Origin of the sequence: Faecalibacterium prausnitzii, assembly GCF_003287405.1 — a bacterium.
Taxonomy (GTDB): domain Bacteria; phylum Bacillota; class Clostridia; order Oscillospirales; family Ruminococcaceae; genus Faecalibacterium; species Faecalibacterium intestinale.
On record NZ_PRLD01000006.1, the window covers coordinates 146,628 to 173,521 of the forward strand.

The 26,894-nt window shown below is 58.3% G+C and carries 21 protein-coding genes and 2 tRNA genes; 6 read left to right on the top strand and 17 right to left on the bottom strand.

The features are described 5' to 3' along the window. Positions 1-178: 178 nt before the first annotated feature. The 5 genes from C4N24_RS07890 to C4N24_RS07910 form a co-directional block, all read right to left on the bottom strand. Entirely contained in the window at positions 179-733 is a 555-nt protein-coding gene (locus C4N24_RS07890) for a GtrA family protein (RefSeq protein ID WP_006735322.1), read from the bottom strand. Between the two features lie 13 nt (positions 734-746). Next, complete coding sequence (locus C4N24_RS07895; protein ID WP_112090970.1) at positions 747-3,164, bottom strand: glycoside hydrolase family 3 C-terminal domain-containing protein; 2,418 nt, start codon at positions 3,162-3,164, stop codon at positions 747-749. Between the two features lie 168 nt (positions 3,165-3,332). Further along, positions 3,333-6,218 carry a beta-glucosidase gene (locus tag C4N24_RS07900; protein WP_112090971.1) on the bottom strand — a complete coding sequence of 962 codons (2,886 nt, stop codon included), beginning with the start codon at positions 6,216-6,218 and terminating at the stop codon, positions 3,333-3,335. A gap of 213 nt (positions 6,219-6,431) precedes the next feature. Continuing rightward, on the bottom strand, positions 6,432-7,730 hold the full coding sequence (locus C4N24_RS07905) for an ATP-binding protein (protein WP_112090972.1): 1,299 nt from the start codon (positions 7,728-7,730) through the stop codon (positions 6,432-6,434). Then, entirely contained in the window at positions 7,727-8,437 is a 711-nt protein-coding gene (locus tag C4N24_RS07910) for a LytR/AlgR family response regulator transcription factor (RefSeq protein WP_112090973.1), read from the bottom strand. The genes C4N24_RS07905 and C4N24_RS07910 overlap by 4 nt, the downstream gene beginning before the upstream one ends. 267 nt (positions 8,438-8,704) lie before the next feature. Here C4N24_RS07910 and C4N24_RS07915 point away from each other — a divergent pair, with 267 nt between their 5' ends. After that, the gene (locus tag C4N24_RS07915; RefSeq protein WP_112090974.1) at positions 8,705-9,124 is read left to right on the top strand and encodes a PPC domain-containing DNA-binding protein; all 420 of its coding nucleotides are present in this window, start codon (positions 8,705-8,707) and stop codon (positions 9,122-9,124) included. A 55-nt stretch (positions 9,125-9,179) separates the two neighbouring features. Here the strand turns inward: C4N24_RS07915 and C4N24_RS07920 are convergent, their stop codons facing one another. Then, on the bottom strand, positions 9,180-10,754 hold the full coding sequence (locus tag C4N24_RS07920; protein ID WP_112090975.1) for a lipase family protein: 1,575 nt from the start codon (positions 10,752-10,754) through the stop codon (positions 9,180-9,182). A gap of 684 nt (positions 10,755-11,438) precedes the next feature. Further along, positions 11,439-12,323 carry a LysR family transcriptional regulator gene (locus tag C4N24_RS07930; protein ID WP_112090977.1) on the bottom strand — a complete coding sequence of 295 codons (885 nt, stop codon included), beginning with the start codon at positions 12,321-12,323 and terminating at the stop codon, positions 11,439-11,441. Between the two features lie 247 nt (positions 12,324-12,570). Between C4N24_RS07930 and C4N24_RS07935 the strand changes: the two genes are divergently transcribed. Continuing rightward, the gene (locus C4N24_RS07935) at positions 12,571-13,317 is read left to right on the top strand and encodes a TraX family protein (RefSeq protein ID WP_112090978.1); all 747 of its coding nucleotides are present in this window, start codon (positions 12,571-12,573) and stop codon (positions 13,315-13,317) included. Positions 13,318-13,892: 575 nt separating this feature from the next. Here the strand turns inward: C4N24_RS07935 and C4N24_RS07945 are convergent. Together C4N24_RS07945 and C4N24_RS07950 are read right to left on the bottom strand one after the other, a co-directional pair. Beyond that, positions 13,893-13,986: transfer RNA gene (locus C4N24_RS07945), tRNA-Ser, on the bottom strand. A gap of 34 nt (positions 13,987-14,020) precedes the next feature. Further along, a tRNA-Ser gene (locus tag C4N24_RS07950) sits at positions 14,021-14,108 on the bottom strand. A gap of 231 nt (positions 14,109-14,339) precedes the next feature. Here C4N24_RS07950 and C4N24_RS07955 point away from each other — a divergent pair. From C4N24_RS07955 to C4N24_RS07965, 3 genes are all read left to right on the top strand, one after another. Then, positions 14,340-14,972 carry a LexA family protein gene (locus C4N24_RS07955; RefSeq protein ID WP_112090979.1) on the top strand — a complete coding sequence of 211 codons (633 nt, stop codon included), beginning with the start codon at positions 14,340-14,342 and terminating at the stop codon, positions 14,970-14,972. A gap of 186 nt (positions 14,973-15,158) precedes the next feature. Continuing rightward, entirely contained in the window at positions 15,159-16,517 is a 1,359-nt protein-coding gene (locus tag C4N24_RS07960) for a putative DNA modification/repair radical SAM protein (protein WP_112090980.1), read from the top strand. Beyond that, complete coding sequence (locus tag C4N24_RS07965; RefSeq protein ID WP_112090981.1) at positions 16,496-17,293, top strand: TIGR03915 family putative DNA repair protein; 798 nt, start codon at positions 16,496-16,498, stop codon at positions 17,291-17,293. Before C4N24_RS07960 ends, C4N24_RS07965 begins: the two co-directional genes overlap by 22 nt. A 180-nt stretch (positions 17,294-17,473) precedes the next feature. Here the strand turns inward: C4N24_RS07965 and C4N24_RS07970 are convergent, their stop codons facing one another. Continuing rightward, positions 17,474-17,878 carry a helix-turn-helix domain-containing protein gene (locus C4N24_RS07970; protein WP_112090982.1) on the bottom strand — a complete coding sequence of 135 codons (405 nt, stop codon included), beginning with the start codon at positions 17,876-17,878 and terminating at the stop codon, positions 17,474-17,476. 267 nt (positions 17,879-18,145) lie between these two features. Here C4N24_RS07970 and C4N24_RS07975 point away from each other — a divergent pair, with 267 nt between their 5' ends. After that, positions 18,146-18,622: a peptidylprolyl isomerase gene (locus C4N24_RS07975; protein WP_005921677.1), complete on the top strand. Its 477-nt coding sequence runs from the start codon at positions 18,146-18,148 to the stop codon at positions 18,620-18,622. Between the two features lie 214 nt (positions 18,623-18,836). Here the strand turns inward: C4N24_RS07975 and C4N24_RS07980 are convergent, their stop codons facing one another. The 7 genes from C4N24_RS07980 to C4N24_RS08010 all read right to left on the bottom strand — a co-directional run bounded on the left by C4N24_RS07980 (position 18,837) and on the right by C4N24_RS08010 (position 26,699). Beyond that, positions 18,837-20,789, bottom strand: coding sequence for a bifunctional metallophosphatase/5'-nucleotidase (locus C4N24_RS07980; RefSeq protein ID WP_112090983.1), 1,953 nt, complete (start codon positions 20,787-20,789; stop codon positions 18,837-18,839). A 328-nt stretch (positions 20,790-21,117) separates the two neighbouring features. Then, on the bottom strand, positions 21,118-22,053 hold the full coding sequence (locus C4N24_RS07985) for an alpha/beta fold hydrolase (RefSeq protein ID WP_112090984.1): 936 nt from the start codon (positions 22,051-22,053) through the stop codon (positions 21,118-21,120). Positions 22,054-22,074: 21 nt separating this feature from the next. Next, on the bottom strand, positions 22,075-22,326 hold the full coding sequence (locus C4N24_RS07990; RefSeq protein ID WP_112090985.1) for an AbrB/MazE/SpoVT family DNA-binding domain-containing protein: 252 nt from the start codon (positions 22,324-22,326) through the stop codon (positions 22,075-22,077). A 249-nt stretch (positions 22,327-22,575) separates the two neighbouring features. Next, positions 22,576-23,871 carry a cation:proton antiporter gene (locus C4N24_RS07995; RefSeq protein WP_112090986.1) on the bottom strand — a complete coding sequence of 432 codons (1,296 nt, stop codon included), beginning with the start codon at positions 23,869-23,871 and terminating at the stop codon, positions 22,576-22,578. Between the two features lie 350 nt (positions 23,872-24,221). Further along, positions 24,222-25,169: a histidine kinase dimerization/phospho-acceptor domain-containing protein gene (locus C4N24_RS08000; RefSeq protein ID WP_112090987.1), complete on the bottom strand. Its 948-nt coding sequence runs from the start codon at positions 25,167-25,169 to the stop codon at positions 24,222-24,224. Further along, complete coding sequence (locus C4N24_RS08005) at positions 25,151-25,831, bottom strand: response regulator transcription factor (protein WP_112090988.1); 681 nt, start codon at positions 25,829-25,831, stop codon at positions 25,151-25,153. The genes C4N24_RS08000 and C4N24_RS08005 overlap by 19 nt, the downstream gene beginning before the upstream one ends. A gap of 4 nt (positions 25,832-25,835) precedes the next feature. Beyond that, a complete protein-coding gene (locus C4N24_RS08010) occupies positions 25,836-26,699 on the bottom strand; it encodes a TraX family protein (protein WP_112090989.1) in 864 nt (287 codons plus the stop codon). Positions 26,700-26,894: the final 195 nt, after the last annotated feature.

The window sequence follows — 26,894 nt, forward strand, 5'->3', positions numbered from 1 at the left end:
GCGGAGGTCACAGGACGAGGACCGGAACGAGCAAAGGCAGGGTATCATCATTACGATGGTATCCTGCCTTTTGTGCGATAGGATGATCATAAGCCAAAGGCTCCCACCTGTTCTGTCGTATGCACAGAGCGGGCGAGAGCCTTTGTGATGAAAAGAAGAAAATGAAGGAGATGACTTGTTATTTGGCGGCTTTTTCGCCCTCCGGGAAGATGATCTTATTCACGAAGAAGAAGATGACCATGGAGATGCCGCCGTTGAGCACGGTGGTGCCGATGTTGTAGATGAAGTCCGGCACCAGCAGACCTGCCACCGCCACCCAGATGCAGTTAATGGAGTTGACGATGCAGGTGATGACGCAGAACGCCAGCACATACCAGCCGATCTGCTTTGCCAGATTGCCCTTGCTGCGGAACACAAAATTACGCTGGATGGGGAAATTGATGCACTCGCCGATGACCATGGCGATCATGTAGGCGCAGAAGTAGGGCAGACCACCGTGGGCGGCATCGTAGCCGAGGATGTTCCACTTGAAGGTCTCGCCGAACAGGGTGATATCAATGCCCGGCCAGCCGAAATCCACCACCGGCAGGCTTGCAAAGGCCTTGGGCAGAAATTGCAGCAGCAGGTACTTGAACACCGTGATGAGGTTGGACACGATGACGAACAGTCCGCCCTCGCGCACCCACTTGGCAGCGGCGGGGTGCTTTGCCGCAAAGTTATTCCAGAAATTCATAGCCTGCTTCCTTTCAGCTGTTTTTCAGACGCTCTTCCATGCGGCTGTTCAGCACGAGGTTCTTCACGGCCTCCACGATCACCCGCACAAGACCGATGATCCAGAAGCCCCGCAGCTCCATCACGATGCCGTCCACCATGCCCATGCTGATAGCGCCGTTGGTCATTTTGGCCAGCGCCCGCAGGGGCATATTGTACTGGAACAGGATGTTCAGGTCGGGCTTGCCATTTTTGATGCTGCGGCGCAGTAGGGTGCCCAGCACGGCAGCCGCCAGCCAGCCGATGGGGCTGCGTCCGTGTCCCATCTCGCCCAGCGTCATGTTGCGGTCGATGTGTACCTTGTTCTCCGGGATGGGACGGCCCAGCAGCGCTTCAAACTCCGCGTCCGGCACGTTCTGCACCTGTGCGGTGCGGTAATGGGCAAGGTCTTTGCCCGCGTAGGGGTCGGGTGCGCCGGTGCCCGCCACCGTGACAGCGGCAGTCAGACGGATATCGGCGCTGGAAGCGCCCACCAGCAGCTGATAGCTGCCGCCCTCCACCTCCCAGCGGTCGGTCTTGACGTTCCAGTAGCGGAAGGCCTTGTCGTCCAGCGGGATGGTGACGGTCTTGCTCTCTCCGGCTTCCAGCTGCACCTTGGTAAAGCCCTTCAGCTCCTTGGCGGGACGGAAAACTTTTGCATCCGGCTTTGCCACATACAGCTGCACCACCTCGGCACCTGCACAGCTGCCGGTGTTGGTGACAGTCAGGGTCACGCCGTTTTCGTCTGCTTTCAGGTCACTATACGCAAAGCTGGTATAGCTCAGGCCGTAGCCGAAGGGGAAGGCGGTGGGCACACCGGCGGTGTCGTAGTAGCGGTAGCCCACATACAGCCCCTCGCGGTACTCCACAGTGGGACCGTCGCCGCCGAAATGCGCCTTTGCGGGGGTATCGGCGTAGCTGCGCGCCCAAGTCTCCGCCAGCTTGCCGCAGGGGTTCTGTGCGCCGGTGAGCACCTCGACCAGTGCGCCCGCACCGGCCTGACCGCCCAGGCAGCCGTAGACCAGCGCCTTGCAGTCCTTGACCCAACCGCTTTCCAGCGAGGAGCCCGCGCTCAGCAGCACAACTACATTGGAGTTTGCCGCCGCCACAGCCGCCAGCAGCTCCAGCTGGTTCTCTGCCAGCTTCATGTCGGCGCGGTCGATGCCCTCGCTCTCTTTGATCTCGTCCAGACCCATGCACAGCAGCACCACATCGGCGTTCTTTGCCAGCTGCACCGCCTCGGCCTTCAGCGCCTCGTCGGGCTTGCCCTGCCGGTCAAAGCCCTTGGCGTAGCCAACACTGTTCAGGCCGCTCTCGGCAAGGCATTCCAGAAAGGAATCCACCTTGATGGAGTTGACGGCGCTGGAGCCTGCACCCTGATAGCGGGGTGTCTGGGCAAAGTCGCCGATGACCGCCACCTTTTCCCCCTTTGCAAGGGGCAGCAGGCTGTTTTCGTTCTTCAGCAGCACGATGCTCTGGGCAGCAGCCCTGCGTGCCAGCGCGTGGTGGGCATCGGCATCGAACTTGCCGGGTGCGGCGTCCACCGCCGCCTTGGTGGTGAACACCAGCTCCAGCAGTTCCTCCAGCCGGGCGTCCACGTCCGCTTCGGTGATCTTGCCGGTCTGCACCGCCTTCATCAGCTCCCGGATGGCGTCCCCGCCGGGGGCAGGCATTTCCAGCGTAGATCCGTTCTTTACGCCAAGGGCGTGGTCGTTGCTGCCGCCCCAGTCGGTGACCACTGCGCCGTCAAAGCCCCAGTCCCCGCGCAGGATATCCATGAGCAGGTGGGTGTTCTCGTTGGCGTAGGTGCCGTTGACAAGGTTATAGGCGGACATGATGGTCTTAGGCTGCGCTTCCTTGACCACCATCTCGAAGCCGGTCAGGTAAATTTCCCGCAGGGTGCGCTCGTCCACGATGGAATCCGAGGCCATGCGGCGCAGCTCCTGACTGTTCACCGCAAAGTGCTTGGGACAGGCGGCAATGCCGTTTTTCTGGATGCCGCGGACGTAGGCCGCAGCCATCTTACCGGCAAGGTAGGGGTCCTCCGAGAAATACTCGAAGTTGCGGCCGCACAGGGGGCTGCGCTTGATGTTCAGGCCGGGGCCCAGCAGCACCGACACGCCCTGTGCCGCTGCTTCTTCGCCCATGGCTGCGCCCACAGCCTCGCCAAGCTCCGGGTCCCAGCTGTTGGCAACGGTAGCCGAGGTGGGGAAGCAGGTGGCAGGCACACTGGGGTTCAGGCCCAGATGGTCAGCCGCGCCCGCCTGCTTGCGCACGCCGTTGGGGCCGTCCGACAGGGTAATGGCCGGGATGCCCTTGCCCGGCAGCGCCCGGGTGGTGAACACCGTGCCGCCGCTCAGCAGGGCGCATTTTTGTTCCAGGCTCAGTTTTGCAATAATATCCTGATGTTTCACGGGGAAATCTCCTTTCAGTAGAAACGGTATTGCCTTTGGAAACAGGACCACGCATAAGGAGAAGAAGCGTGATTCTGTTTCCAAAAGGGAACACGGCTGCAGGTCGTAACTGCCGTGCAGCCGTGTTCCGGGATTAGAAGAAAGACAGTTTTGATTACGGGTCAGTACTTATGCCTTACTCACATCCGCACCTGCATTGGTATTAGCCAGCGTTTTATTATACTTGCGGCGGCGAAGAATCACCACAACACCTGCCAGAACCAACACATAGACAATCACACTGCCTACCAGTGCAGGCGTGCGCCACATAGGCACAGGCGCATCTACATCTACACCGTAGCTATTCGCCAGCGTATACAGATACTGATGCGCAGCTTCGCGCATCTTCAGCTGACCGGTAGCAGTCTGGCTCAGGTTATCGAAGGTCTTAGTGCCCCAGCCAAACAGCAGACTGGTACCACCTGCCAAGACAGCTTTTTCAATATCCATAAAGCCATGCTCCTCGTTGTTATCCGTAATCACAGTGCCAATAAAGCCCCATTCATTACGCAGAACATTGGTCAGTAGTGCAGTACTTGCACCGGCCCAAGTAGTACCAATATTATTGTAGGAAGACATCACAGCCGTGCTGCCGCCTTCCTTCACAGCCTTTTCAAACGGCACGAAGTAAATTTCACGCATTGCCTGCTCATCGGCCCAGGTGCACAGACCATAATGACGCCAGGTTTCACGCTCATTCAGTGCAAAATGCTTAATGTAGCAGTACATACCATTTTTCTCTGCCGCACCAACCGTAGCAGCGGACATGGAACCAGAAAGGAAGCCATCCTCAGAATAGTACTCAAAGTTACGGCCAGCAAATGCATTGCGGTGGGTATTAGCACCAGGTGCATACCAGCCGGAAATATTCCACGCCTTTCCTTCCTGCGAGATTGCATCGCCAAATTCAGAAGCCAGGTCTACATTCCAAGTAGCCGCCAGCAGAACTTCTGCCGGATAAGTAACCGTCTTGTATGTGCAGGTTCCCATAAAGGCATCGAACACATAACTCAGAGCGGCAGGTCCGTCCATTTCATAAGTCTGTCCCTTACCGATATTATCAACTGCTGCACTTCCCCAGCCATCTGCGCCCAGCAGTTTGTACATATCATCAAGGGTCAGCTGATCCAGCAGCTTATCCCACTGTGCATCATCATAGGCAAGGCCTTCCATGTCTTTCAGAGTAAGGCCATTCTTTGCACCAAAGGTCGGCGCAGTGTCATCTGCATCCACATAGCTATCATCCACCAACAGCGCATTGTTGAAGGCTTCCAGCTGTTCAGCAGTTGCTTCCTTGCTGGTACCGGGAACGATCTGCCAAGTGTCACGGTTGAGGTAAGCCACATCACCAGCTGCATCATCAAACTGATTTGTTGCTACCACTTCATCCGAAGAGCGCTTGCCGACATACTTGCAGTTTTCCACACCATTGCCAAACGTACTGTCCTGGAACACTTCATTCTCAGCAACCTTGCAGGTCATGGTCAGATTATCTTTCACCGTATGAGAATCCGTACGCAGAGAAATCTGATACTCGCCAGCTTCCAGCACATAGGAACCGGTAGAAGTGTAGTACTTCTGTGCATCATAAGAAGCCATCTGCTCTACCGGCATAGAAATCGTAACCGTTTCCGTTTCGCCCGGCTGCAATTCCTTCGTCTTTGCAAAGCCGCCCAGTACTTCGCCAGCCTTCTGCAAGCCGCTGCCGCCTTCAGCTGCACTGTAATAGGGCGCACTGTAATACAGTTCCACAACATCTTTGCCAGCCACATTGCCAGTATTGGTAACTTTGACATTCCACTCCAGCGTATCCTGTGCGGTAACGGTAGTCGGAATCGTGTTTTCCAGTTCCCAGTCAAAGCTTGTGTAGCTCAAGCCATAGCCAAAGGGGAACTGCACTACATCATTGTAGGAAAGTCCCGTCAGATTTTCTCCTTCACGGGTAGTGTAATCGTAGCTTTCACGGGTTTCGTAATAACGATATCCCACATAAATGCCTTCCTGATACTCTACAAGGTAGGCAGGATGACTTTCGAAGTTTTTGAAGCAGTCATTAGAGTTGGTATACTCAAAGGTATCAAAGTTGTAGTAAGAAGGGGTCGTTTCTACTGCATAAGGGTAGATATCCGGCAGACGGCCAGAGGGGTTGACTGCACCCGTCAGAATGTTGACAATTCCAATCGTGCCCACATCACCGGGATCACCGATCCAGAGGGCTGCATCAACGCCTTCATCATTCAGGAAGCCCAGTTCCATAGCATTGCCTGAATTGATCAGAACGATAACATTATCAAATGTCGCTTCTGCCTGTTCCAGCAAAGACTGTTCCGCGCTGTTCAGTTCCAGATAATGCTTGCTCTGATCCGGTGCATACGAGGTATTTTCAGCCATCGAAGTGGGCAGGTCATTGCCTTCACCGCCCTTGCGGGAGAACACGACCACAGCAGTATCCGAAAAATCCTTCATTGCTTCAAATGAGCAGTCTCCAGTATACTGGTACTCCACACCCATGTCCTTAGCCAATTCCTCGGTTGCAGGCAGTTCCGGGATGGAAAAATCAACAGAGAATGTATTTCCGCCTTCGTTGTTTTTGGGGCTGTAGAGATTGACCAGATTTTGATTCACTTCAAAACCTGCATCCGTAAAGGCTTTTACAAAATCTGTCCGGTTTGCAGTGTAGCTGCTGCCACCGGAACCCGTACCGCCATAAACCGGATTTGCGGAAGCATAGCCCAAAAGATTGATTTTTCGGTTTGTTCCTGCCAACGGCAGAGCGCCGTCATTTTTCAGAAGGACTGCGCCTTCCTCCTCGATTTTCTGAGCCACTGACAAACCATTTGCATAAGATGTTTTTTGCAATTCCGGGTCTCCATTCTGGCCAGGGAATGCCTTGTCCAGAGAACTAGGAAACACACCAAACATTGCTACATCTGCCACTATTCCAACTGCCAGTAAGAGTGCTGTAACAGATGTCAGCAACTTTGTGGGCTTTTTGCTGTTCGGATCGCGCTTCATTGTATTGTCTCCTCCATATTCTTTTATATTTTTTGGGCCGTACCCAACTGTGACCCATTATAACGGATATTTGCGCATCGTTATCATCTTTTGCACAATCTGTCGTTTGGGATGCATAATTTGAAAAAAGTTTCAAATTGGTTTCATTTTTTATTGTGCTTATTCACAATTCCACTGCCCCTGATTTTGTGCATATCGCAAAAAGGGCGGGGATCACTCCCCGCCCTCGGTCTGTTGAATCCCCGCCTGCGGCAGAAGCACCCGCAGGGTGAACCAGCCGTCCTCCCAGTGCACGGTCATGCTGCCGCTGTGCTGCTGCGCAGCCGCCCGCAGGCTGCGCAGGTCGTAACCGCCGTGGGCACTGCGCAGCGGCAGACCGTCTGCACCCAGCTCCACCGGCTTTTTGCAGTAGTTCTCCACCCGGAACAGCACAAAGCCGTTCTGGGCATACACCGCCGTGCGGATCAGCCGCTTTTCCGGGTCCTGCTCGGCGGCACAGCTTTCAATGGCGTTGTCCAGCGCGGTGCCCACCAGCGTGCAGATCTCCCGGGTGGACAGATGGTCCAGCAGATGCCCGTCTGCCACGCTGGTCATGCGGATCTGCTTTTCCTGACATTCCATGCTCTTGGCGGTGAGTAGGATGTCCAGCACCGGGTTTCCGGTCTTGTTCTCCGCCTCATACTGCAGAATGCTGTTCTCCATCTTTGCCAGCGCCGCGTCCTGCTTGGCGCGGTCCCGCTGGGCACGGATATCAGCGATCTGGACCTTCAATTCATGGTAGCGGCTGTTGATGAGCTCGATGCCCTCCTTGCTGCGCTTGTACTGTTCGTACTGCCGGTGCAGCACATTGTCCATGGCAGAAAGCTCCTGATGCAGTGCGCTCTCCCGCAGTTGCTCGTGCTGCAGCGTCAGGATCAGCACCCCGCAGAAATCCACCAGCGTGCGGATGCAGAACACGTTCATGGTCGCCGGGCTCTCCCCCAGAAACAGAAGGTTGCTGACCACGAACACCGTGCCTGCCATGACAAATGCCGCCAGCGCAGCCTTGTTGCTGATGTCCAGATGCTTTTCGGGCAGCGGACGGCTGCGCTCCAGCCAGAACATCAGGCCGTAGACCACGCCGTAGACCGCCGCCAGCAGCGCCAGCGCCAGCGGGTCAAAGCCGCTCCGGTGCGGGAACAGCCAGCAGTGCAGCTGCCATTCTGCGCTGGCAGCAAACTCTGCCAGCAGAAACGCCCGGGCGGTGATGTACAGTGCCTCCAGCCAGTTGACCGCCCGGCTGCCCCACAGGTACCCGTAGAGCAGCAGCACCGCGCAGAGCATACAGGGCACCCACCACGCCAGCGGCACATAGCCGGTCTTGTGCAAAAAGATTCCCAGCACCAGTGCCCACACCACCGTGACCGCTGTCTGCCGGTGGAACCGCCGCGGCAGGTGGCGGGCGTAGAGCAGCACCGCCAACACCTCTGCCAGCGCCGTGTACAGGCGGGGGATGTTCGGCAGCATGGTCATGAGCCCTCACCTCCGATGTAGTCGGTCAGTGCGGCAAGAAAGGCCTTGCGCTTGGGGCGGCTGATCTGCAGCTCATAGGGTCCCACCTGCACCGTGTTCTGCTGCACCGCCTGCACCTGCGCCAGATTTACCAGATAGCCGCTGTTGCAGCGGGCAAAGGGGCGGCCCGCCAACTTTTCCTCCACTGCCTTGAGGGTGCCCGGTGCCGAAAAATCGCCGTCCTCGGTGTAGTAATGCACCCGGTGGCCTTCGCTTTCCAGATAATACAGCCGGGAGCTGTCCAGCCGCCGCAGGCCGCTCTCCACCGGGACCATGAGATAGTGGCTGGCGCGGCGGGCCAAATTTTTCTCGGCCTTTTTCAGCTGCTCGGAAAATGCAAAATACGGCACCGGCTTCAGCACATAGTCCAGCGCTCCCACCGAGTAGCCCCGGATGGCATACTGCGCCATATTGGTAATGAAGATCAGGATGACGTCTGCATCCATCTGCCGGATGCGCTCTGCCGTGGTCATGCCGTCCAGATGCTTCATCTCCACATCCAGAAAAATAATATCGTAGACGGCGCGGTAATTGTCCAGAATATCCACCCCGTCCGCAAAGACCGATACCTCAAATTCTGTCCCATACTGCCGGGTATACCGCCGGATGTACTCCCGCAATACCCCCTGCACCTCCGCGTCATCCTCTACGACTGCCACCCGGATCATGACCGCACCTCCCTTACCACACCTTTGTGGAACTGTTACGGCTCTATTATAGCGCAATCACGCCGGGTTTGCCAAGTCCCCGCCCCGACAAGTTTCCATCTGCAAATTTTACGCTATCGGGGTGTTCTTTCCTTGGCGGGTGTGGTATACTCGATTTAGTTCAACAAATTGAAATTTGGAGGGATCGGGTTCAGAAGATCAATAAATCCGCACGCGCTCCCGGCAAAGGGCAGCGCACAAAAAACCACATAAAGGAGACGCTTTTCCATGGAATACAAACGTTTTGGCAATAAGATCATTGTACGCATCGACAAGGACGAGGAGATCCTTGAACAGGTCAAAGAACTTGCCCTGAAGGAAAACATCCGCCTTGCCGCCGTGCAGGCGCTGGGCGCCACCAACAGCTTTACGGTGGGCGTATACAATGTAGCGGAGAAGAAATACTACGCCAACACCTTCAGCGGCAGTTTTGAGATCGTGTCCCTGACCGGCACCATCAACACCATGAACGGCGCATTCTACACCCACCTGCACATGAGTGCCGGCAACGACAAGGGCGAGGTGTTCGGCGGACATCTGAACCGGGCGGTGGTCAGCGCCACCTGTGAGATGGTGGTGGATGTTCTGGACGGCACAGTAGACCGCCAGTACGACCCCGTTACCGGGCTGAACCTGTTCAAGTTCTGATCTTATCTGTAAAAAGCCAAGGCCGCTGCGCGATGTCTGCGCAGCGGCCTTTTGCTTATAGCTCTTCCTGCCGGGTATAGGGCTCCATGCCGTGGTCGGCAGGGTCATAGTATTCCAGCAGGGTAATGTAGGTTTCCAAAAAGTGACACAGCACTGTTTTCAGGATGCCGCTCAGCTGCCCCTTTACCGTGATGGTGGACAATACAAAGTCTGACACCAGCTGCAGCGTCTCCGGATCCAATTCAAAGCACAGCCCGACTGCCAGCATGGGGATCACGATCTGCTGTGCCTGCAGCGGCACTGCATTGCCCAGCTTTTCCAGCAGCGGGCGGCTCAGGGCAGAGGCCGCCTGCACACAGCGCTCCACCTTTTCCTGCGGGAACTGCTGCATGGGCTCCATGCTGCGCAGCTGCGCCACCACGGCAGCATCGTCCAGAATGACGCCCCGGGTCACCTCTGCTTCCGAGCGGGTGGTCACGCATTGCAGTATACAGCGCATGGCATCCTCGTAGTCCTCATGATAGGTCTGACGGCTGCCGAACAGGGTCATCATGGACTGCAGCACGGCATCGGTCTCCTCGGTGACGGCCAGCCGCCCGAAATCCAGCGGTGCGCCCTCCATCCCTGCGCTGCGGTCGTTCAGCGCCTGCAGTTCCTCCGGGACAACTGTAGCGGGCAGAAAACGGTCGTTGCCGTTGCGGTAGAAGCCCCACTCTGCGGGCAGCACCCGGGGGACCACATCTCCGCTGGAGATGATGTTGAAGATGTTGCTGGTGCCCCAGTTCTTTTTCAGACTGCCGCTTGCCGTATGGTTGTTGTCAAAGTCCTGCTGCAGCTCGGGGCAGTCTGCCGCCGCCAGCGCAGCCGGGGCGGCAAAGGTATAGATGAAGGTGTTTTTCTTTTCCAGCTGCGGCAGCACGGCGGGCAGACGCGCCGCCACTAAATTCGTTACGCCGCCGGCACGGCTGTAGCCGCCCATCCAGAGCTTCAGGGTACCCAGCGGCTGGCGCTTGGCCGATGCCTGAACATATCCGCGTATTTTTTCAGTCAGCTGCCGCGCCGCTGCTACAAAACCCGTGTGGGCGCTGCCGGAGCCTGCATGAAGGTTGCCGGACCACTCGGCTCCATAACCGGAGCCGCGCACGAACGCCCCGATGATGGTCACCTGTCTGCCGCCGCGCACCAGTGTTTTGCGGGCAACGGCACAGGCCGCCGTGTCCGGGGCATCGTTCAGGCTGTGGGTATAGTTGAACAGCTGCACCTCGGCAAAGCCCAGCTTTGCAAAGGCATCCCGGATATGGGCGGCACGGCCGACCTCGCCCGTCATCCAATAGCGCTGGTCGCTCTCCCACGAGCTGTCCGCAGCCGCAGCCATGCCCAAGGTGGCCAGTGCCAGCTTATCGTCGTACTCTGTGGCGGCGTGGTCGAACAGGCTGTCGCTGTAATAGTAATCGTGCCGCAGGTCAGCGCTACAGCGGTCGCTGCGGTACCACAGGGTATAGTAGTCGTCCGGCACGGCGCGGCCGACCAGCGCCGTAGCCGCCCCGGCCTGCGGCAGCGCCGCTCCGGGAGCCAGTGCCCCCGCCGCAAGGGTCACCGCAAGACCCTTACAAAAGTCCCGTCGTTTCATGCTTCATCTCCTCTGCCCCTGCGGCCTGTGCACCGCAGACATTTTTTATAGTATAATCCTTTTTGCCGCCGGATGCAATTTTTACTTGCGGCGGCAGACGGGACGATTTGGAATGCGCGCCGCTATCGGGTTGCGGCACCCAGCATCCGCATCGTGCCTTGGGCGGCACTCGCGTCTTGCTGGCCGCTGCCCCAACAACTCCTCCCTGTTTCCGCCGCTGGCGGCGGTCGTCGTCGTTGCACTCTGGGCATATTCAGCGGAAAGAATATTTTAAATTTCGGGTTTCAGGAAAGTCTGCGGACTTTTCTGAAACCCATTTTCACGGGAGGGGTCGTAACGGAAAACGGCATTTGCAGCGCCGCTTTCTGCGAAAGCGCGGCGCTGCGGTTAGCATCCTCGCCCTCTCAGGCGCTAACGCGCCAGATTCCCCCTTTTGTCACCTGCGGTGACATCTTCCCCCGGAGCGGGGGAAGTCTTTCCTCAAAGGGAGAGCCTCTGGCGAAACCGTATACTTCGCAATTTAACCGGCAACTTTGCCGCCATGCCAAGGCCTCTCCCTTTGGGAGAGGTGGCACGGCGTAAGCCGTGACGGAGAGGGCGAGGACGCTGTCGGAGAACAAGTTCCTATAAAAACGGAAAACCGGAGCGTTTGCAAACGCTCCGGTTTTCCGACATTATAATTATTTACAGCGAAAGATCCAGCTCGTGGCAGTACTCCACGATGTGGTGGAACATCTGCTCCACGGCGGGAGCCATAGAGGTCGGGCGCTGCACGGCCAAGCCCACCACGCGGTACTCCTCCGGCTCGATGGGGTACACCTTGACGGCGGCCTTGCAGTCCCGCAGCAGCATCTGCGGCATGATGGAGATGCCAAGCCCGGCTTCCACCATGGCGATGTTGGACTGGTCGTCGATGACATGGCAGCGGCGCTCGGTGCCGATCTTGTATTTCTTGAGGAACTGGCGCATCTCGGCGTCGGTGGCGTCGCACTGCACCACAAAGCTCTGGCCGTTCATCAGCGCCGGGGTCATTACGCCGTCCTGCGGCTCCGGCCAGTCCTGCGGCACGATGCACAGCAGCGGCTCCCGGAACAGCTCGGTGAGGTTGAACTCCTCCCGGCAGGTGGAGGACAGGAAGGCGATGTCCACCTGACCGGTGCGCAGCCATTCCTTGACATCGTCGTAGGTGCCCTGATATACTTCGATCTCGATCTGCGGATAATGCGCTGCAAAGCTTTTCAGCAGCCCGGGCAGCAGCGATGCACACACCGAGTTGAACACGCCCAGCTTCACCTTGCCCTTTTCCAAGCCGTTCAGGCGGGCGATGCTCTGCTTCAGCGCCTCGTCACTGTTCAGCACATCGCGGATAGAGGGATACAGGGAAGCGCCGTAGCTGGTCATGGACACGCCGTTTTTGCCGCGGTTGAACAGAGCAAAACCCAGCTCCTCCTCCATTACGGCAATGGCGTGACTGATGGCCGAGGGGGTCAGGTGCAGCTGCTGTGCCGCCTTGTTAAAGCTGCCCTGCCGGGCCACGGCATCAAAAATTTCGTAGGAAAAAAGCGTCATGCCCAAAGCCTCCTTCCGTCTTTACTGGTTCGGAGACGCCCGATTCTCTGTGAATCTTTTTCATCTTTCGTTTGAGTCAGTTCAATTATCTTCTTGATTGTACTATCCCGCGCCTTTTCTGTCAAGCATTTTTGCCCCGATTTTTGCACGCTCTGTGCAGATTTTGCCGCGATTTTTGCAGGAAATGCCGCCTTTCTTCCGTTATAGTTTTTATAACGATTTTTTACAAACTGACCGAGGTGTTTTTATGACCGCACTTTCCCCGCACCGCACCTTCAGCGGCACCGCTCTGAAAACCATTGCCTGCATCACCATGCTGGTGGACCACATCGGCGCGTCCTGCATCGAGGCAGGTATCCTTACGCCCGGGCTGGACGCCGGCACCCTCTCGCAGGACACCCTTTCTGCCTACCCGCTGTACCGGCTGGACACGGTGCTGCGCTTCACCGGACGGCTGGCCTTTCCCCTGTTCTGCTTTTTGCTGGTGGAGGGCTTTGTGCACACCCACAACGTCAAAGGCTATTTGGGGCGGCTGGTGCTGTTCGGCCTTCTGAGCGAGGTACCCTTTGACCTTGCGTTCTTCCGCACCTCCTTTGACCCGGGTGCACAGAACGTTTACTGGACTCTGGCGCTGGGCGTGCTGGCTATGGCAGGGCTCAAGCGCTTTGAAAAGGAAAACGGCCTGCCCGGCTGGCAGGGGCTTGTGTGGGCGGGCGGGTGCGCCGCACTGGCGCTGGCTGCCAATACCGACTACAACGCTATCGGCGTGATCATCATCTGCGCGCTGTACCTCACCCGTGCAAACCGCAAGCGGCAGTGCCTTGCAGGCGCGCTGCTGTTTATGTTCGAGCTCACCGCCCCGCTGGCCTTTGTGCTGGTCTGGTTCTACAACGGGCAGCGCGGCGCGTGCAGTCCGCTGCAAAAGAAGGCCTTTTACTGGTTCTACCCGGTGCACCTGCTGGTGCTGGCAGGTATTACGAACCTGCTGCTGTAATTTTACCGATAAAAAACGCAATGCCGGACAGTCTGCGGGCTGTCCGGCATTGTATTTTGGGGGAAGGGGTCGTAACGGAAAACAGCAGTTGCAGCGTTGCTGCTATGGTAACTTTCTACCTGCCGTCAGCGCGCAGGGACGCTCCGCTGGGCCAGAGGCAGGGAGGGGTGTTCCGACTCCCCCCTCCCTACCTCTGGACTCCACCCACCCCACAACGGGCCAAGGGCTGCTCGCCCTTGACAATCCTAAAGAAGAAGTCGAAGCACAAAAAAGCTAGCGCTGCGCCAGTCGGCGCTATCGCTTTAACGCTTTTTCGCTTCTCCATTTATAGCCCCTCAGTCGCTGCGCGACAGCTCCCCCGAGGGGGAGCGAGCGTGCCCGCAAGCTTTGCGGTTTAACCGCAACCCTTCCCGTCATGCCAAAGGCTCCCTCCCAGAGGGAGCTGGCAAAACCGATAGGTTTTGACTGAGGGAGTTCAGGCGCCCCCTTGGGGGAGCTGCCGAACGGAGTGAGGCTGAAGGGGTCACAAAAAGGAAAATCCCCCGCAGTTTTCACGAAACTACGAGGGATTTTCTTGGCGGAGTAGGAGGGATTTGAACCCTCGCGCCGTTGTTTAGACGACCTACGCCCTTAGCAGGGGCGCCTCTTCGGCCTCTTGAGTACTACTCCAGAGCAAAGTGCATTACACTTATTCAATAAAAAATGGCGGAGAGAGTGGGATTCGAACCCACGGTACGTTGCCGTACGGCAGTTTTCAAGACTGCTTCCTTAAACCACTCGGACATCTCTCCTTGTGGACACTCGCGTTACGCCGTGTCGAATGCCTATTTACTTTACCAGATTTACGCTGTTCTGTCAAGCCCTTATGCAAATTTTTTCTTTTTTCTGTACGATAGCTGCACAGCAGCCCCATTTACCACAACCTTTATTCGAAGTTTTTTTGGATTTTCTCTTTACAGAAACACCTTTTTGTTGTATAATAAAACCAACATAAACCACCCATCGGGAAAAGGAGCATCATTATGTCGTTTTCAGAGCTATTGAAGGAGTGCCGCAAAAAGCAGGGCGTCAGCCAAGCGGAGCTTGCCGCCAGACTGGGGGTCACCCAGCAGGCTGTCGGCAAGTGGGAAAGCGGCAAGTCCTCCCCCGACCCCTCCACTGTGGCCCGCATTGCGGAGCTGCTGAACACCACGGCGGACTATCTGCTGGGGCTGTACCGCCCGGTCAGCAATGTTTCTGCCCCCGAGGAGCGCTTTTTCGGCAGCTACACCGAGAGCCTGATCCCGGTCATCGGCACGGTAAAGGCAGGCTACGGCGCACTGGCCTTTGAAGAGGACTACGGGCAGGAGTACGCCCGGGTGAAGGACCCCGCCAACTATTTTTATCTGGTGGTGCGCGGCGACAGCATGGAGCCCCGCATTCAGGACGGCGACCTTGCGCTGGTGCACAAGCAGGACACGCTGGAAAACGGCGACCTGGGCGTGCTGATCTACGGCGACGAGGGCGAGGGCACTTTGAAGCGCTACATCCAGCGCGGCAACTGCGTGGTGCTGCAGCCCTTCAACCCCGCCTATCATGAGATGGTCATCAAGGGCGAGGACCTGAACCACCTGCACATTGCAGGCCGCGTGGTGGAGACCAAGGCCAAGTGGTAAGCCGGATGATTTAAGCTTTCGTGGCTGAAGGCTTCCCCCGGACGGGGGAAGGCTTTTGTTCCGGTAAGCGTTTGCTTTTTGTCAAAGACGTCCCCCTGTTTTTCATAAAGCCATCTGCTGTTTTGCGTATGGCTTTATTTTTTGACCCTTTTTCCCGGTTTTATCCTCTTTGGAGGTGTTTTTTGCATGGAACAGACCCTGATGGACAAGCTGACCATTCTGGCGGACAGCGCCAAATATGACGTTGCCTGCACCTCCAGCGGGGCGTCCCGCACCGCGCGCCCGGGCACGGTAGGCAGCTGCTATGCCCCGGGCTGCTGCCACGCCTTTACCGCCGATGGCCGCTGCGTCAGCCTGCTCAAGGTGCTCATGTCCAACTGCTGCTCCTTCGACTGCGGCTACTGCGTCAACCGCCGCTCCAACGATATCCCCCGCGCCACCTTTGCGCCCCGGGAACTGGCAGAGCTGACCATGGAGTTCTACCGTCGCAACTACATCGAGGGGCTGTTTTTGTCCAGCGCGGTGCTGGGCACCCCGGACTACACCACCGAGCGGATGCTGGCGGTGCTGCGGCTGCTGCGGGGTGAATACCGCTTTGGGGGCTACATCCACGCCAAGGCTATTCCGGGCACAAGCCCGGAGCTTTTGCAGCAGCTGGGGTATCTGGCCGACCGTCTGAGCGTGAACGTGGAGCTGCCCAGCGAGCGCAGCCTGAACTTGCTGGCCCCGGACAAGGGGCGGCACTCCATCTTCCGCCCCATGAAGCAGATCGCGGTGTCCGGCGCTGCCAGCCGGGAGGAGCTTACCCTTTACCGCCACGCGCCCAAATTCGCCCCCGCCGGGCAGAGCACCCAGATGATCGTAGGCGCTTCGCCGGAGACGGACTACCATATTTTAAAGCTGACCGAGGGGATGTACCAGAAATACGGGCTGAAGCGGGTGTTCTACTCCGCTTACATCCCGGTAGCCGAGGACACCCGCCTGCCCGCACTGGACACCAAGCCGCCCCTTCTGCGGGAGCACCGGCTGTATCAGGCCGACTGGCTGCTGCGGTTCTACCAGTTCGAGGCGGACGAGATTCTGGATAAGGACAACCCCAACTTCAACCCCTATCTGGACCCCAAATGCAACTGGGCGGTGCAGCACTACGGGCTGTTCCCGGTGGACGTGAACCGCGCTCCCTTCGAGATGCTGCTGCGGGTGCCGGGCATCGGCCCAAAAAGCGCCCGGCGCATCTGGCGCGCCCGCAAGCAGGCGGCGCTGGGTCTGGACGAGCTCAAGCGCATGGGCGTGGTGCTCAAGCGGGCGCAGTATTTTATCACCTGCCGGGGCTTTTCCGGGGCGCACCCGGGGCGCGGCACCGCCGGGCGGGAGCGCATTACCCGGGCGCTCATCGACCCCAACGTATTCAGCGGCAGCTGCGAGCAGCTGAGCCTGTTCAGCCCGCCCGCCGTAGACAACCTCATCGGGCAGGGCGTGCCGCCCCGGGCGGCTGTCCGCATGGTAAGGGAGGAGGCGGTGCAATGTCTTGCCAAGGCGCTGTAAGCCCCAAGGGGGCGCGCAAGCTGCACGATGCCGATGTGGTCTACCTGTACGACGGCAGCTTTGAGGGCTTTTTGTGCTGCGTGTACGAAAGCTTTGCGCAGCACGAGCTTCCCTTTGCAGTGTGGACGCCCCAGCGGGAGACCGCCACCCTCTACCCGGTCAAGGACATCCCCACCGACCCCGCCGTTGCCCGGCGGGTGTTCGCAAGCTTTGGCAAAAAGCTGGGCGCAGAGACCGAGTACCTTGTCAGCCGGAATTTTCTCTCCGGGCAGGAGGACAAGGAACTGCTTCTGCTCCGCTTTCTGCATCTGGCCTTTGCGCTGGGCCCGGGCACGGTCAAGCGGGAGGGACACCCGGTGGTCGCGCCCCTCTACGCCATGAAAAAAAGTCTGGACTGGGAGGTAGACAAGTTTCAGGGCTTTGTGCGGTTCGAGGAGCACGATGGGATGCTGGGCGCGGTCATCCACCCCAAAAATTATATCCTCCCCCTGCTGCGCCCGCACTTCTGCGGACGCTTTCCGGAGGAGGATTTCATGATCTACGATGCCGTCCATCAGGCGGTGCTGCTGCACGAGGGGCACAGCACCCGGCTGCTGGAGCTGGCAGCGCCCTTGGAGCTGCCGCCGCCCAGTGCGCGGGAGCAGCAGTTTCAGGCGCTGTGGACGCAGTTCTACAAAACGCTGGAAATCAAGGCGCGCCACAACGAAAAAGGCCGCATGACCCATTGCCCCAAGCGCTTCTGGGCGGATATGGTGGAGATGCAGGGGGAATTGTGAAACCCCTTCCGTCTGCTCACGCAATGCGAACTCCCCCAGTCTCGCTGCGCTCGACAGCCCCCTCGGAGATGGGGCCTTTGGCAAAACCGGAAACTTTGACGTACTGCCAAAGGCTCCCTCCCAGAGGGAGCTGGCAAAACCGTCAGGTTTTGACTGAGGGAGTTCAGGCGCCAAAAAGGGTCATTTTCCTTCCGCTTCCAGTGCGCTTTCCACGCCCTTGAGCAGATCCTCTGCCGGGATGCCGTACAGCCTTGCCAGTGCCATCAGGTTAGAGGTGTTCGGCTCCGAGGTGCCATTCTCCCACTTGGACACTGCCTGCCGGCTCACACCGATGCTCTCGGCCACAAACTCCTGCGTCATCTTGCAGCGGGTGCGGTTCTCCTTGAGCATCTCGGAAAGTGACTTGCGCACGATCTTGACTTCCTCCGTGAGCTTCGGCGGCTTTTCCAGATTGCGGGCAATGCGCCAGAGCAGGTAGAGTGCCGCCACGATGGCCACCGGCAGCAGCAGCTGCACGATCATCGTCGCGATGCTCACCGTCTGGAGCGCTCTGAAAAAAAGGTTGGTCAGAAAATCACTTTTCATATTCGTTTCCTCCTTTGGAAGCTTTCTCTTGTGGTTTTTGTGGCACGATTCTAGCACAAAAGCCCGGTTGCGTCCACCAACCAGAGCGCAAACTCCGGTTGCGGCGCATATTTTCAGCCTATTGGGGCAGATAATTCACAAAAACGTTGCATCTGCATCGTTGCAACGGGCAAAACCTATGGTATACTATAAGGGATATCCGGGCAGGCATTTCTGCCCACCAACACCCCCGCTGCGGGGTCAACACAAAAGGAGTATTGTAGCGTTATGGTTCGCATTACTATGGAAGACGGCGGCATCATCGACATCGAGCTGAACGAGGAAGTTGCCCCCATCACCTGTGAGAATTTCAAAAAGCTGGTCAAGGAAGGCTTTTACAACGGCCTGACCTTCCACCGTGTCATCCCCGGCTTTATGATCCAGGGCGGCTGCCCGCTGGGCACCGGCACCGGCGGCCCGGGCTGGAACATCAAGGGCGAGTTTGCCGCTAACGGCGTGAACAACCCCCTCAAGCACACCCGCGGTGTGATCAGCATGGCCCGCAGCATGAACCCCAACAGCGCAGGCAGCCAGTTCTTCATCATGCATCAGGATGCACCTCATCTGGACGGCCAGTACGCCGCCTTTGGCAAGGTGGTTGCCGGCATGGACGTTGTGGATAAGATCGCTGCCGTCCGCACCGACTGGAACGACAAGCCCACCACCCCGGTCAAGATGGCCACCGTGGAGCTCATCGAGGGCTAAAATTTGATACCAAAAATCCCGACACCTTACGGTGCCGGGATTTTTTTATTATAGAGACCCCTTCCGTCATCGCCTACGGCGATGCCACACTCCCCCTTTTGTCACCGCAGGTGACAAAAAGGGGAATCTGCCGAGCGTAGTGAGGCTGAGGGGGTAATTTTCCCGTGAAAACGCAATGCCGGGCAGCCCGCAAGCTGTCCGGCATTGTGCTATTTTAACGCGCCTTTTTCCTGCGCCGGAGCTTGCGCACCAGCTTGCGGAGCAACAGCACAAGGCATACCACCAGTACAACGGCGGTGAGAATGATGCCAAGGAGGATAAAGGTAAAGCGGTTGGGCTTTTTCAGCAGCGCGGAAAGGCTGCGGCTGTCCTCCACCTTTTTGCGGTCGTGCAGGGTGCTGTAATAGTCCGGCACGTTGCCGATGCCGTCGCCGTCGGTGTCCTCAAACGACGCCATGTACCGCGCAATGGCGTCCCAACCCTTCAGCTCTTTGCCGTTTTCGGTCAGGATCACATCCTCAAAATCTTCGATGGGTGTGCCGTCGGCGTACTTCGGCACGATGGACAGAATGCCGTAGGACATATCCGTCACGGCGCTCAGCATCTGCCCGCTGTAAAGGTCGGCCACGATGCGGTACAGCTTGTCGTCCTGCAGCTCCACGCGCTGCCCGTCCTTGACCAGATAGACGTCCGTCACCTTGTTCAGCAGCAGACGGTGGGGGTTGTAGGTAAAGTTCAGGCCGCTGCAATACAGCCGCGCGGTGGTCATGAAGTCCGACACGGAAGCGTCGATCTCGGCGGCGGTGCGCAGTTCCTTGCCGGTGAGATAAACCTCGATGAGGGGATAGCCCGGCACGCCGTCCGCGCCGATGCCCAGCGAGAAGGAGTTGAACACCTGCTCCACCGTGATATCGCCCCGGGCGTAGGTGTCGCGCACGGTGCCGCTGGGCACGACTGCCAGATCCACCGGTACGCCGTCATAGTCGGCGGCGTTCTCCACCGCGTACACGTAGGCGTCCGCGATGATATCGCCCAGATTGTGCTCGGTGTGCACCTTGCCCAGATCCTTCAGGTTGGAGAAAACAACATCGTTTTCTGCCAGCACCTGATCCTTGGTGTAGCCGAACTGCGCCAGATAATCCTCGTCCACCGTGTCCATAAAGCGGTCGATGACCTCTTGCGTTTGTGCATCGGCGGGGATGTCGGCGGTGATGGGGATCAGCTGGTAATCGGTCACCTGCCAGCGGCCGTCCGCTTTTTGTGCCATGGTAAGGCTGCCCAAATTTTTGCCGTATTCGCCGCAGGAGACCACATAGGTGTCCCCGTGCCGGATGGGTTCCCGGATGCGGCTGTGGGTGTGGCCGCTCAGGATGAGGTCGAGCTCAGGCACACCTTTAGCCAGCAGCTCGTCCTCAGACTTTTTGGGATCGTCCCAAGTGCCGCTGTGGGAAACGCAGACGATCATATCCACGTTTTCGTTCGCCTTGATCTCTGCCACGGTGGCCTTTACCGCCTGTACCGGGTCCTTGAATTTCAGCTCGCAGGTGGGCGCGCAGGAGAGGGCATCCTTGCCGAAAACGCCCACCACGGCAATGCGCACATCGCCCTTCTGCACCACGGTGTAGTCCTGCACGCCGTAGGCGGCAAAGGCGTCCTTGAGCAGCTGCTGGCCCTCGGTAAGACCGGCGCTTTCCATAGCGTCCCAGTCCACATTGCAGACCACGATGGCCGGGACGGCATCGCCGGAGGTGCGGGCACTGGTAAGCATATTGGCAAGCCCCTTGGAGCGGTAGTCGAACTCGTGGTTGCCGAAGGTGGTCACATCGTAACCCATGCAGCCCAGCATCCGCAGCTCTGCGGCCTGCGTTTCAAACACCGTCTGGATCAGGGTGCCCATGGAAAAGTCGCCGCCGTCGATCACAAGGGTGTCCGGGTCTTTGGCGCGCTGCGCCTTGATGAGGGTGTTGGCGCGGGCAAAGCCGCCGATGTCCGTTTCCTCATCCTCCACCACGGTGGTAAAGGTGTTCAGGTGGGAGTGGGTGTCGTGGCTGAACAGGATATCCAGCGTTTTGCCCGTCTCCGGTGCCTGCCCATAGGCGGCGGGGATGCCCAGCAGCACTGAAAAAAGCAGCAGCACAGCCGCCGTCATGGCGAAAAGTTTTTTCATGGCGTGTTCTCCTTTTGTTGCGTCCTTATTTTTTTCGGCTCAGCCGAATTTTTACAGCATCAGAAAAGTAATACCACTCTATAAAAATCAACCATCCGTCCGTTATTTTAGCATAAGTGCACAAAATAAACAAGACGGCAGTTGCCTTTTTGCGATGATATGCAACCATTTTGGAGAATCCGCCTTGTTTTGCTTACGCTGGCACGCGTGCACTCAGGCGCTATCGGGTCAGCTTCTCTCTTTTTGCTGCTGCGCGGTGCCTGCTGCCCCTGCCGCCAAAGAGAAACGGGCTGCTGCACGTTTTTGTGCAGCAGCCCGTTGGTCGTTTTTACTGTTTTGCCAGCTGTTTATCCAGCCATGCGGCGATATCTGCAAAAACCTCCAGCTTGTTGGTCTCCAGCAGCAGCTCGTGGCGGGCACCGGGGTAGAAGATGCTTTCAATGTTCAGCACACCGGCGTCCTTCAGGCTCTGGATGGCGCGGCGCACGCCCTTGCCCTGCTCGCCCACCGGGTCGGCATCGCCGGAGAGGAAGAGCAGCGGCAGGTCTTTGGGCATCCGTGCCAGAAAAGCCGGGTCGTGCAGACGCAGGATGCCGCTGAACATACTGTAATAGGCATTCAGCGTAAAGGTAAAGGTGCAGCGCTCCTCGGCCAGATACTTGTCCACCTCGGCCTGATCGCGGTTGAGCCAGTCGTGGGTGGTGCGGCCCTCCAGCCCCTTGTTGTAGCCCATAAAGGAAAGGTTGGCCACAAGGCTGCTGCGGTAGTGCCAACCGTGAAAGACTGCCAGCACCCGGCAAAGGGTCTTGGCTGTCTTGACCAGCGCCTTGGGCTGGAAGCCGGTGCCCATGATGATGGCGCCGTCCAGCTCCCTGCCGTACTCGCACAGGTACTGCCGGGCATAGAAGGAACCCATGCTGTGCCCCAGCAAAAAGTAGGGCAGATCCGGGTAAAGCTGCTTGGTAAGCACGGTCACAGCGTGCAGGTCGGCCAACACAGCGCGGTTGCCGTCCGGCTCAGCAAAATAGCCGTAATCCTCTTTGGTGCGGATGGACGCACCATGTCCCAGATGGTCGTGCCCGGTGACCAGAATGCCCCGGTCGGCCAGATATTCTGCCAAGGGGCGGTAGCGGTCAATGTATTCCACCATGCCGTGGGACAGCTGCAGCACCGCCCGCACCTGTCCCTCCGGGACGCAGCGAAAGCCGTGCAGGGTGCGCCCCGGCACGGTGGAGGGAAGGGTAAAGTCGATGAACTGACTCATGGAAAGGGCCTCCCTTCTGAGTTACAGTGCGCTGAGCTTGCGGCGGCAGGCGGTACAGATGCAGTAGCCGCCGAACTGGATGGCCTGCTCGTCCACCTCGCCGCAAAAATCGCAGCTGCCGGCAGGGCGGTGCTTTTTCAGGACGATGGCGTCCCCATCCACAAAGATCTCCAGCTTGGTGTCGGTGTCGAGGTGCATACTGGTGCGCAGTTCCTTCGGCAGAACGATCCGTCCCAGCGAATCAATGCCGCGGACGATGCCAGTGCTTTTCATAATGTGTCATTCTCCTTCACTATTTCCTTCTTACTTAGCAACCACTGACACAATAGGAAAATTGTGCCAGCGCTGATAAGCTTAGTATACAAAAAATAACACCTTTCGTCAATGATTGCGTGTTAATTCGACAAAAAGCAACCTTTTGCACGTAAAGGTGGGGGAGAACCCTTTTCTGTGAAAAGAGGGTCAGGAAAGTCCGCGGACTTTCCTGACCCTCAAAATTACAAATAATTCTTCCTTACCGTCTCAGCTCAGCTCCACAGGGGCTTCGGGCTGGTTCTCCACGCGGGCGCTGGTGCGTCCCTCGGGGCGGATCTCTCCGGCAGCGGTCAGCGAGATCTTGGTCAGGGTGGGGCCTACCAGCTCGTACACCAGCACCGAGAACAGCACCACGTTGCGCACCATGTGGCCGTCCGACAGCTCGGCGGCTGTGGCAGCCATGCCCAGCGCCACGCCTGCCTGCGGCAGCAGGGTGATGCCCAGATACTTCTGGATGGCGGAGCTGCAGCTGGTGGCGCGGCAGCTCAGGTAAGAGCCGCTGATCTTACCGGCAGAGCGCGCCACGATGTACACCACGCCGATGAGCAGCACCATGGGGTTGGTGAGGATGGTCAGATCCAGCTCTGCGCCGGACAGCACGAAGAACAGGATGTTGATGGGAGACACCCAGCGGTCCAGACGATCCATCAGCTCGTCCGAGGTGGGGCAGACGTTGCAGAACACGGTGCCGGTCATCATGCACACCAGCAGCAGCGAGAAACCGCAGCGGGTGCCATTGATCTCAAACTCGGTCATGGACAAGCCCACCGTCAGCAGCACAAAGGCCACCGACAGGCTCATGCGCTTGGAGCGGGAGTGGAAGTAGACCTCCAGCAGGTTCAGCAGGTAACCGGCGGCAGCGCCCAGCGCCAGCGAGAGCGCGATCTCCAGCAGCGGCTCCAGCACCACGCTCATAGGGTCGATACGCCCCTGCTCCAGCGCGTTTGCCACGCCGTAGGAGGCCGAGAACAGCACCAGACCCACGGCGTCGTCAATAGCGACCACCATCAGCAGAAGCTTGGTCAGCGGGCCGTCTGCCTTATACTGCTTGACCACCATCAGGGTGGCGGCGGGTGCGGTAGCGGCGGCAATAGAGCCCAGCGTGATGGCTGAAGCCAGCGAGATGGCGTCCGGGCGGGCAAAGTGCAGGGCAACAAGGGCGATATCCACCAGCGCGGTGGTGATCACCGCCTGCGCAATGCCCACGGTCACGGCGCGGCGTCCCATGTGCTTCAGGGCGCTGAGCCGGAACTCGTTGCCGATGACGAAGGCGATAAAGCCCAGCGCCACCTGTGTGAGGATGCCGTAGCCCTCCACGGCGGCAAGGCTGCCAAAACCGAAGCCGAAACGGCTCAGCCCCAGCCGCCCCAGAAAGAAGGGCCCCAGCAGCAGACCGGTAAGCAGATAAGCGGTAACGGCGGGCAGACGCACGGCCTTAGCAGCGCGTGACATGAGCAGACCGGCGATCAGGGCAAGGGACAGACAGATCAACATTTGTTCCATAATGTGGTTTGTATTGGGTGCGCAGCCAAGAGCCGCAGCACTCGGTTCCTCCTTGTCAAAAAAATATCGAGCTCCCGTGTGAAATCCAGTGCGGGGTCAAAATGGGAAAACGTGTCCAGTATATCAGAACTGCCGGAGAAAAGCAACTATTCTGCGCGTTTCGTACAGATTTTGGGGCAAAAAGATATGGGACACCGCAGACTGTCCACTTTTATATATACCGTTCCCACTGTAGCTGCTTCCCGCCCGCTTCCGCTCACAGCAAAAAACGAGCCGGACAACGCCTTTTGGGAGAAGTCCGGCTCATTTTTCTGTTGGGCTATTTGCAGCAGTGCTGTCTTTTTTCGTCATCATTCTACATTCCGTTTATAGCGCAGCGGGGTCTGCACCTCGGCGCGGATCTTGCCAAGATAGGTGCGGGTTTGCTCTGCGCCCTGCAAAATAGACTCTACCTGCGCTTTCTGCTCTGCGGTCAGGCCGTCATCCTCTGCCAGCAGTTCCGCGTTGCCCTCGATGATGGTCAGCGGCGTTTTCAGCTTGTGGGACAGCTGAATGATCTGCTCCCGCTGCCGCTGTTCCATCGCCCACTGCTTCTGCAAGCTGCCGGTCAGTGCATCGCCCATGGTCTGCAATGCCTGTAAAGTGCTCTCGTACTCCCGCACCTTCGCGCCGGAAAATACCGCGCTGTCCAGCTCCTTCCGTGCCACCGCCTGCGCGGCGGCGGTCAGCTTTTCAGTCTCCCGGGTCAGGAAGCGCCCGGTCCTGTGGGTGCTCCACACCACCGCGCCTACCAGCAGCAGAATACCCAGAATGCAGTGCACCGTCTGCATATCCGGCAGTACGCCCCGCAGCGCAGGGTCGGCGTAGGGCACGGCATAGTCAAATTGCAGAAGGCAGACCGTTCCGTCCTGCAATTTTGACGTCATATAATACTGCGTGTAGCCAAAATGCCAGTGGGTTTTCCCCTGCCGGTTCTCCATTGCCCGCTGCAAGTGTCCGGCATCCATGTTAGTGGCCAGCACCTCGCTGCTGTCCGGCGCGGCAAACAGGGCGTACCGGCACAGGGAGTCCAGCTGGGTCTCGTCAAAGGTTTCGGCAGTCATGCCCGGCAAAACATCCTGTGCAGCCTTCTGACAGGCCTGCGCGGCCTGATTGGCGGGCAGGAACAGCCCGCTGTTCTGGATCCACAGCAGCACCACCAGCAGCCACCCCACCGCGACCAGCAGGCAGGCCAGCGCCGTGCGCACAAGATATTGCAGCAGCACGCTGCGCAGAGAGGTCAGTCTTCGCTTTTCCATCGGTACCCCACGCCCCATACGGTATTGAGCAGCTTTTCCGGCTCCGGCACGCCCGCCGCCCGCAGCTTTGCCCGGATATTTTTGATGTGCTGGGTCACGGCGGTGTCGTCCGCAGTGCCGTCAATACCAAAAACCGCTTCGTAAATTTGCTCCTTGGTAAAGGTCTGCCCTGCGTGCAGCGCCAGATACTCGCAGATGGCATACTCCGAGCGGGTCAAGGGCAGTTCTCTCCCTTCCACCGCCGCGCTGCGGGCGGTCAGGTCAAAGGCTACGCCGCTGCGCACCATCCGGTGCGCCGGGGTACGGCTCTGCCGCCGCAGATGTGCCGCCACCCGCGCCCGCAGCTCTGCCACCCGGAAAGGCTTGGACAAAAAGTCGTCTGCCCCGATGCCCAGCCCCTCCAACACAGCAGCCTCGTCGGTGCGGGCACTCAGAAACAGGATGGGGGCTTCAGTCAGGCTGCGGATGCGCCGACAGACCGCAAAGCCGTCCTCCCCGGGCATCATCACGTCCAGCAGGATGCAGTCTGCCCAGCGGCAGAGCGCCTCGGTCAGATCTCTGCCCGCCTGCCGCGTTTCTACCCGGTGGCCGTCCCGCTCCAAAGTAGTGCGGATCAGCTTGCAGAGCTCCAGATTGTCATCCACTGCCAGAATGTTTGCCACAAAATCACCTCAATACGTTATAAACAAGGCAGGACGCCCCATACAGCAGATACACATGGGCGGGGTAGAACCAGTAGAACAACTGCTTGTGGCCCTTGCCCCGCTGCCCGTTGTACAGCAGCATCAGCAGCACTGCCAGCACCCCGAACCACTCGTAGTAGTCGGTGAACATCTGCGTCCAGACAAAACCCTCCTGTCGGCAAGCCATCCCAAAGGTCAGCGCAAAATCACACAGGAAAATCACCAGTGCCCATACCGTCAGCTGCATTTTGCGCCGTCCACGCAATGCATACAGCAGCACACCGCCCAGCAGAAAGCTCCATCCGCCATCCGTGATAGCCGTCCACATAGGCAGCGGGCTGGTGATGACAAAGGCCACCACAGACGAGGCAATGGGCATCTCCTGCACCTGCGGGAAGAGCAGCAGAAACACGATCACCACATACGGCCAGCACAAGACGGCGGCAATGGCAGCAATGCCTTTTGCGAGCTTTTTCTCCCGCAGCCAGTCGATGCCCTGCCAGACGATGCACAGCAGCGCAAGATCCTGAAAAATCGCGTTCAGCGGATAGAAGCCATCCCCGCGCCGGAAGGCTTTGGCGTAGATCATAAAGAATTCCAGCGCCGCCATGGCTGTACCGATAGCCCAGATGCGGATAAAATACCGCTTGCGGTCATGGGTGTGGGCAAAGCCCTCCACCGTGCAGAACAGAAACAGCGGCGCACTGAGCCGCCCCAGCATACTGAACACCGTCGGGATGCAGCCGGTGAACTCGAAGAAATAATGAATGTGGTCCAGCACCATCAGCACCAGTGCGATGGTTTTGAGCTGGGTACCATCCAGCCCTTTTTTCGTCAGTTTGTCCATACAGAATCTCCTTTTCTTTTATGCATCCAGTGTAACAGGAAAATCTGTAGAAAGTATAAGGTTCTGCCTTTTATGATACTATTTTTTGCCCCGAAATGCAACAAAAAAGCCCTGAGACTTTCATCTCAGAGCTTTCAGTTAAGTCGGCGACTACCTATTTTCACAAGCCGTTTCCAGCTAACTATCTTCGGCACA

Bases quoted from the DNA above. Each gene is read 5' to 3' on its own strand.
- C4N24_RS07890 (WP_006735322.1), bottom strand. From the start codon at position 733: ATGAATTTCTGGAATAACTTTGCGGCAAAGCACCCCGCCGCTGCCAAG.
- C4N24_RS07900 (WP_112090971.1), bottom strand. From the start codon at position 6,218: ATGAAGCGCGATCCGAACAGCAAAAAGCCCACAAAGTTGCTGACATCT.
- C4N24_RS07905 (WP_112090972.1), bottom strand. From the start codon at position 7,730: ATGACCATGCTGCCGAACATCCCCCGCCTGTACACGGCGCTGGCAGAG.
- C4N24_RS07910 (WP_112090973.1), bottom strand. From the start codon at position 8,437: ATGATCCGGGTGGCAGTCGTAGAGGATGACGCGGAGGTGCAGGGGGTA.
- C4N24_RS07915 (WP_112090974.1), top strand. From the start codon at position 8,705: ATGGAATACAAACGTTTTGGCAATAAGATCATTGTACGCATCGACAAG.
- C4N24_RS07920 (WP_112090975.1), bottom strand. From the start codon at position 10,754: ATGAAACGACGGGACTTTTGTAAGGGTCTTGCGGTGACCCTTGCGGCG.
- C4N24_RS07930 (WP_112090977.1), bottom strand. From the start codon at position 12,323: ATGACGCTTTTTTCCTACGAAATTTTTGATGCCGTGGCCCGGCAGGGC.
- C4N24_RS07935 (WP_112090978.1), top strand. From the start codon at position 12,571: ATGACCGCACTTTCCCCGCACCGCACCTTCAGCGGCACCGCTCTGAAA.
- C4N24_RS07955 (WP_112090979.1), top strand. From the start codon at position 14,340: ATGTCGTTTTCAGAGCTATTGAAGGAGTGCCGCAAAAAGCAGGGCGTC.
- C4N24_RS07960 (WP_112090980.1), top strand. From the start codon at position 15,159: ATGGAACAGACCCTGATGGACAAGCTGACCATTCTGGCGGACAGCGCC.
- C4N24_RS07965 (WP_112090981.1), top strand. From the start codon at position 16,496: ATGTCTTGCCAAGGCGCTGTAAGCCCCAAGGGGGCGCGCAAGCTGCAC.
- C4N24_RS07970 (WP_112090982.1), bottom strand. From the start codon at position 17,878: ATGAAAAGTGATTTTCTGACCAACCTTTTTTTCAGAGCGCTCCAGACG.
- C4N24_RS07975 (WP_005921677.1), top strand. From the start codon at position 18,146: ATGGTTCGCATTACTATGGAAGACGGCGGCATCATCGACATCGAGCTG.
- C4N24_RS07980 (WP_112090983.1), bottom strand. From the start codon at position 20,789: ATGAAAAAACTTTTCGCCATGACGGCGGCTGTGCTGCTGCTTTTTTCA.
- C4N24_RS07985 (WP_112090984.1), bottom strand. From the start codon at position 22,053: ATGAGTCAGTTCATCGACTTTACCCTTCCCTCCACCGTGCCGGGGCGC.
- C4N24_RS07990 (WP_112090985.1), bottom strand. From the start codon at position 22,326: ATGAAAAGCACTGGCATCGTCCGCGGCATTGATTCGCTGGGACGGATC.
- C4N24_RS07995 (WP_112090986.1), bottom strand. From the start codon at position 23,871: ATGGAACAAATGTTGATCTGTCTGTCCCTTGCCCTGATCGCCGGTCTG.
- C4N24_RS08000 (WP_112090987.1), bottom strand. From the start codon at position 25,169: ATGGAAAAGCGAAGACTGACCTCTCTGCGCAGCGTGCTGCTGCAATAT.
- C4N24_RS08010 (WP_112090989.1), bottom strand. From the start codon at position 26,699: ATGGACAAACTGACGAAAAAAGGGCTGGATGGTACCCAGCTCAAAACC.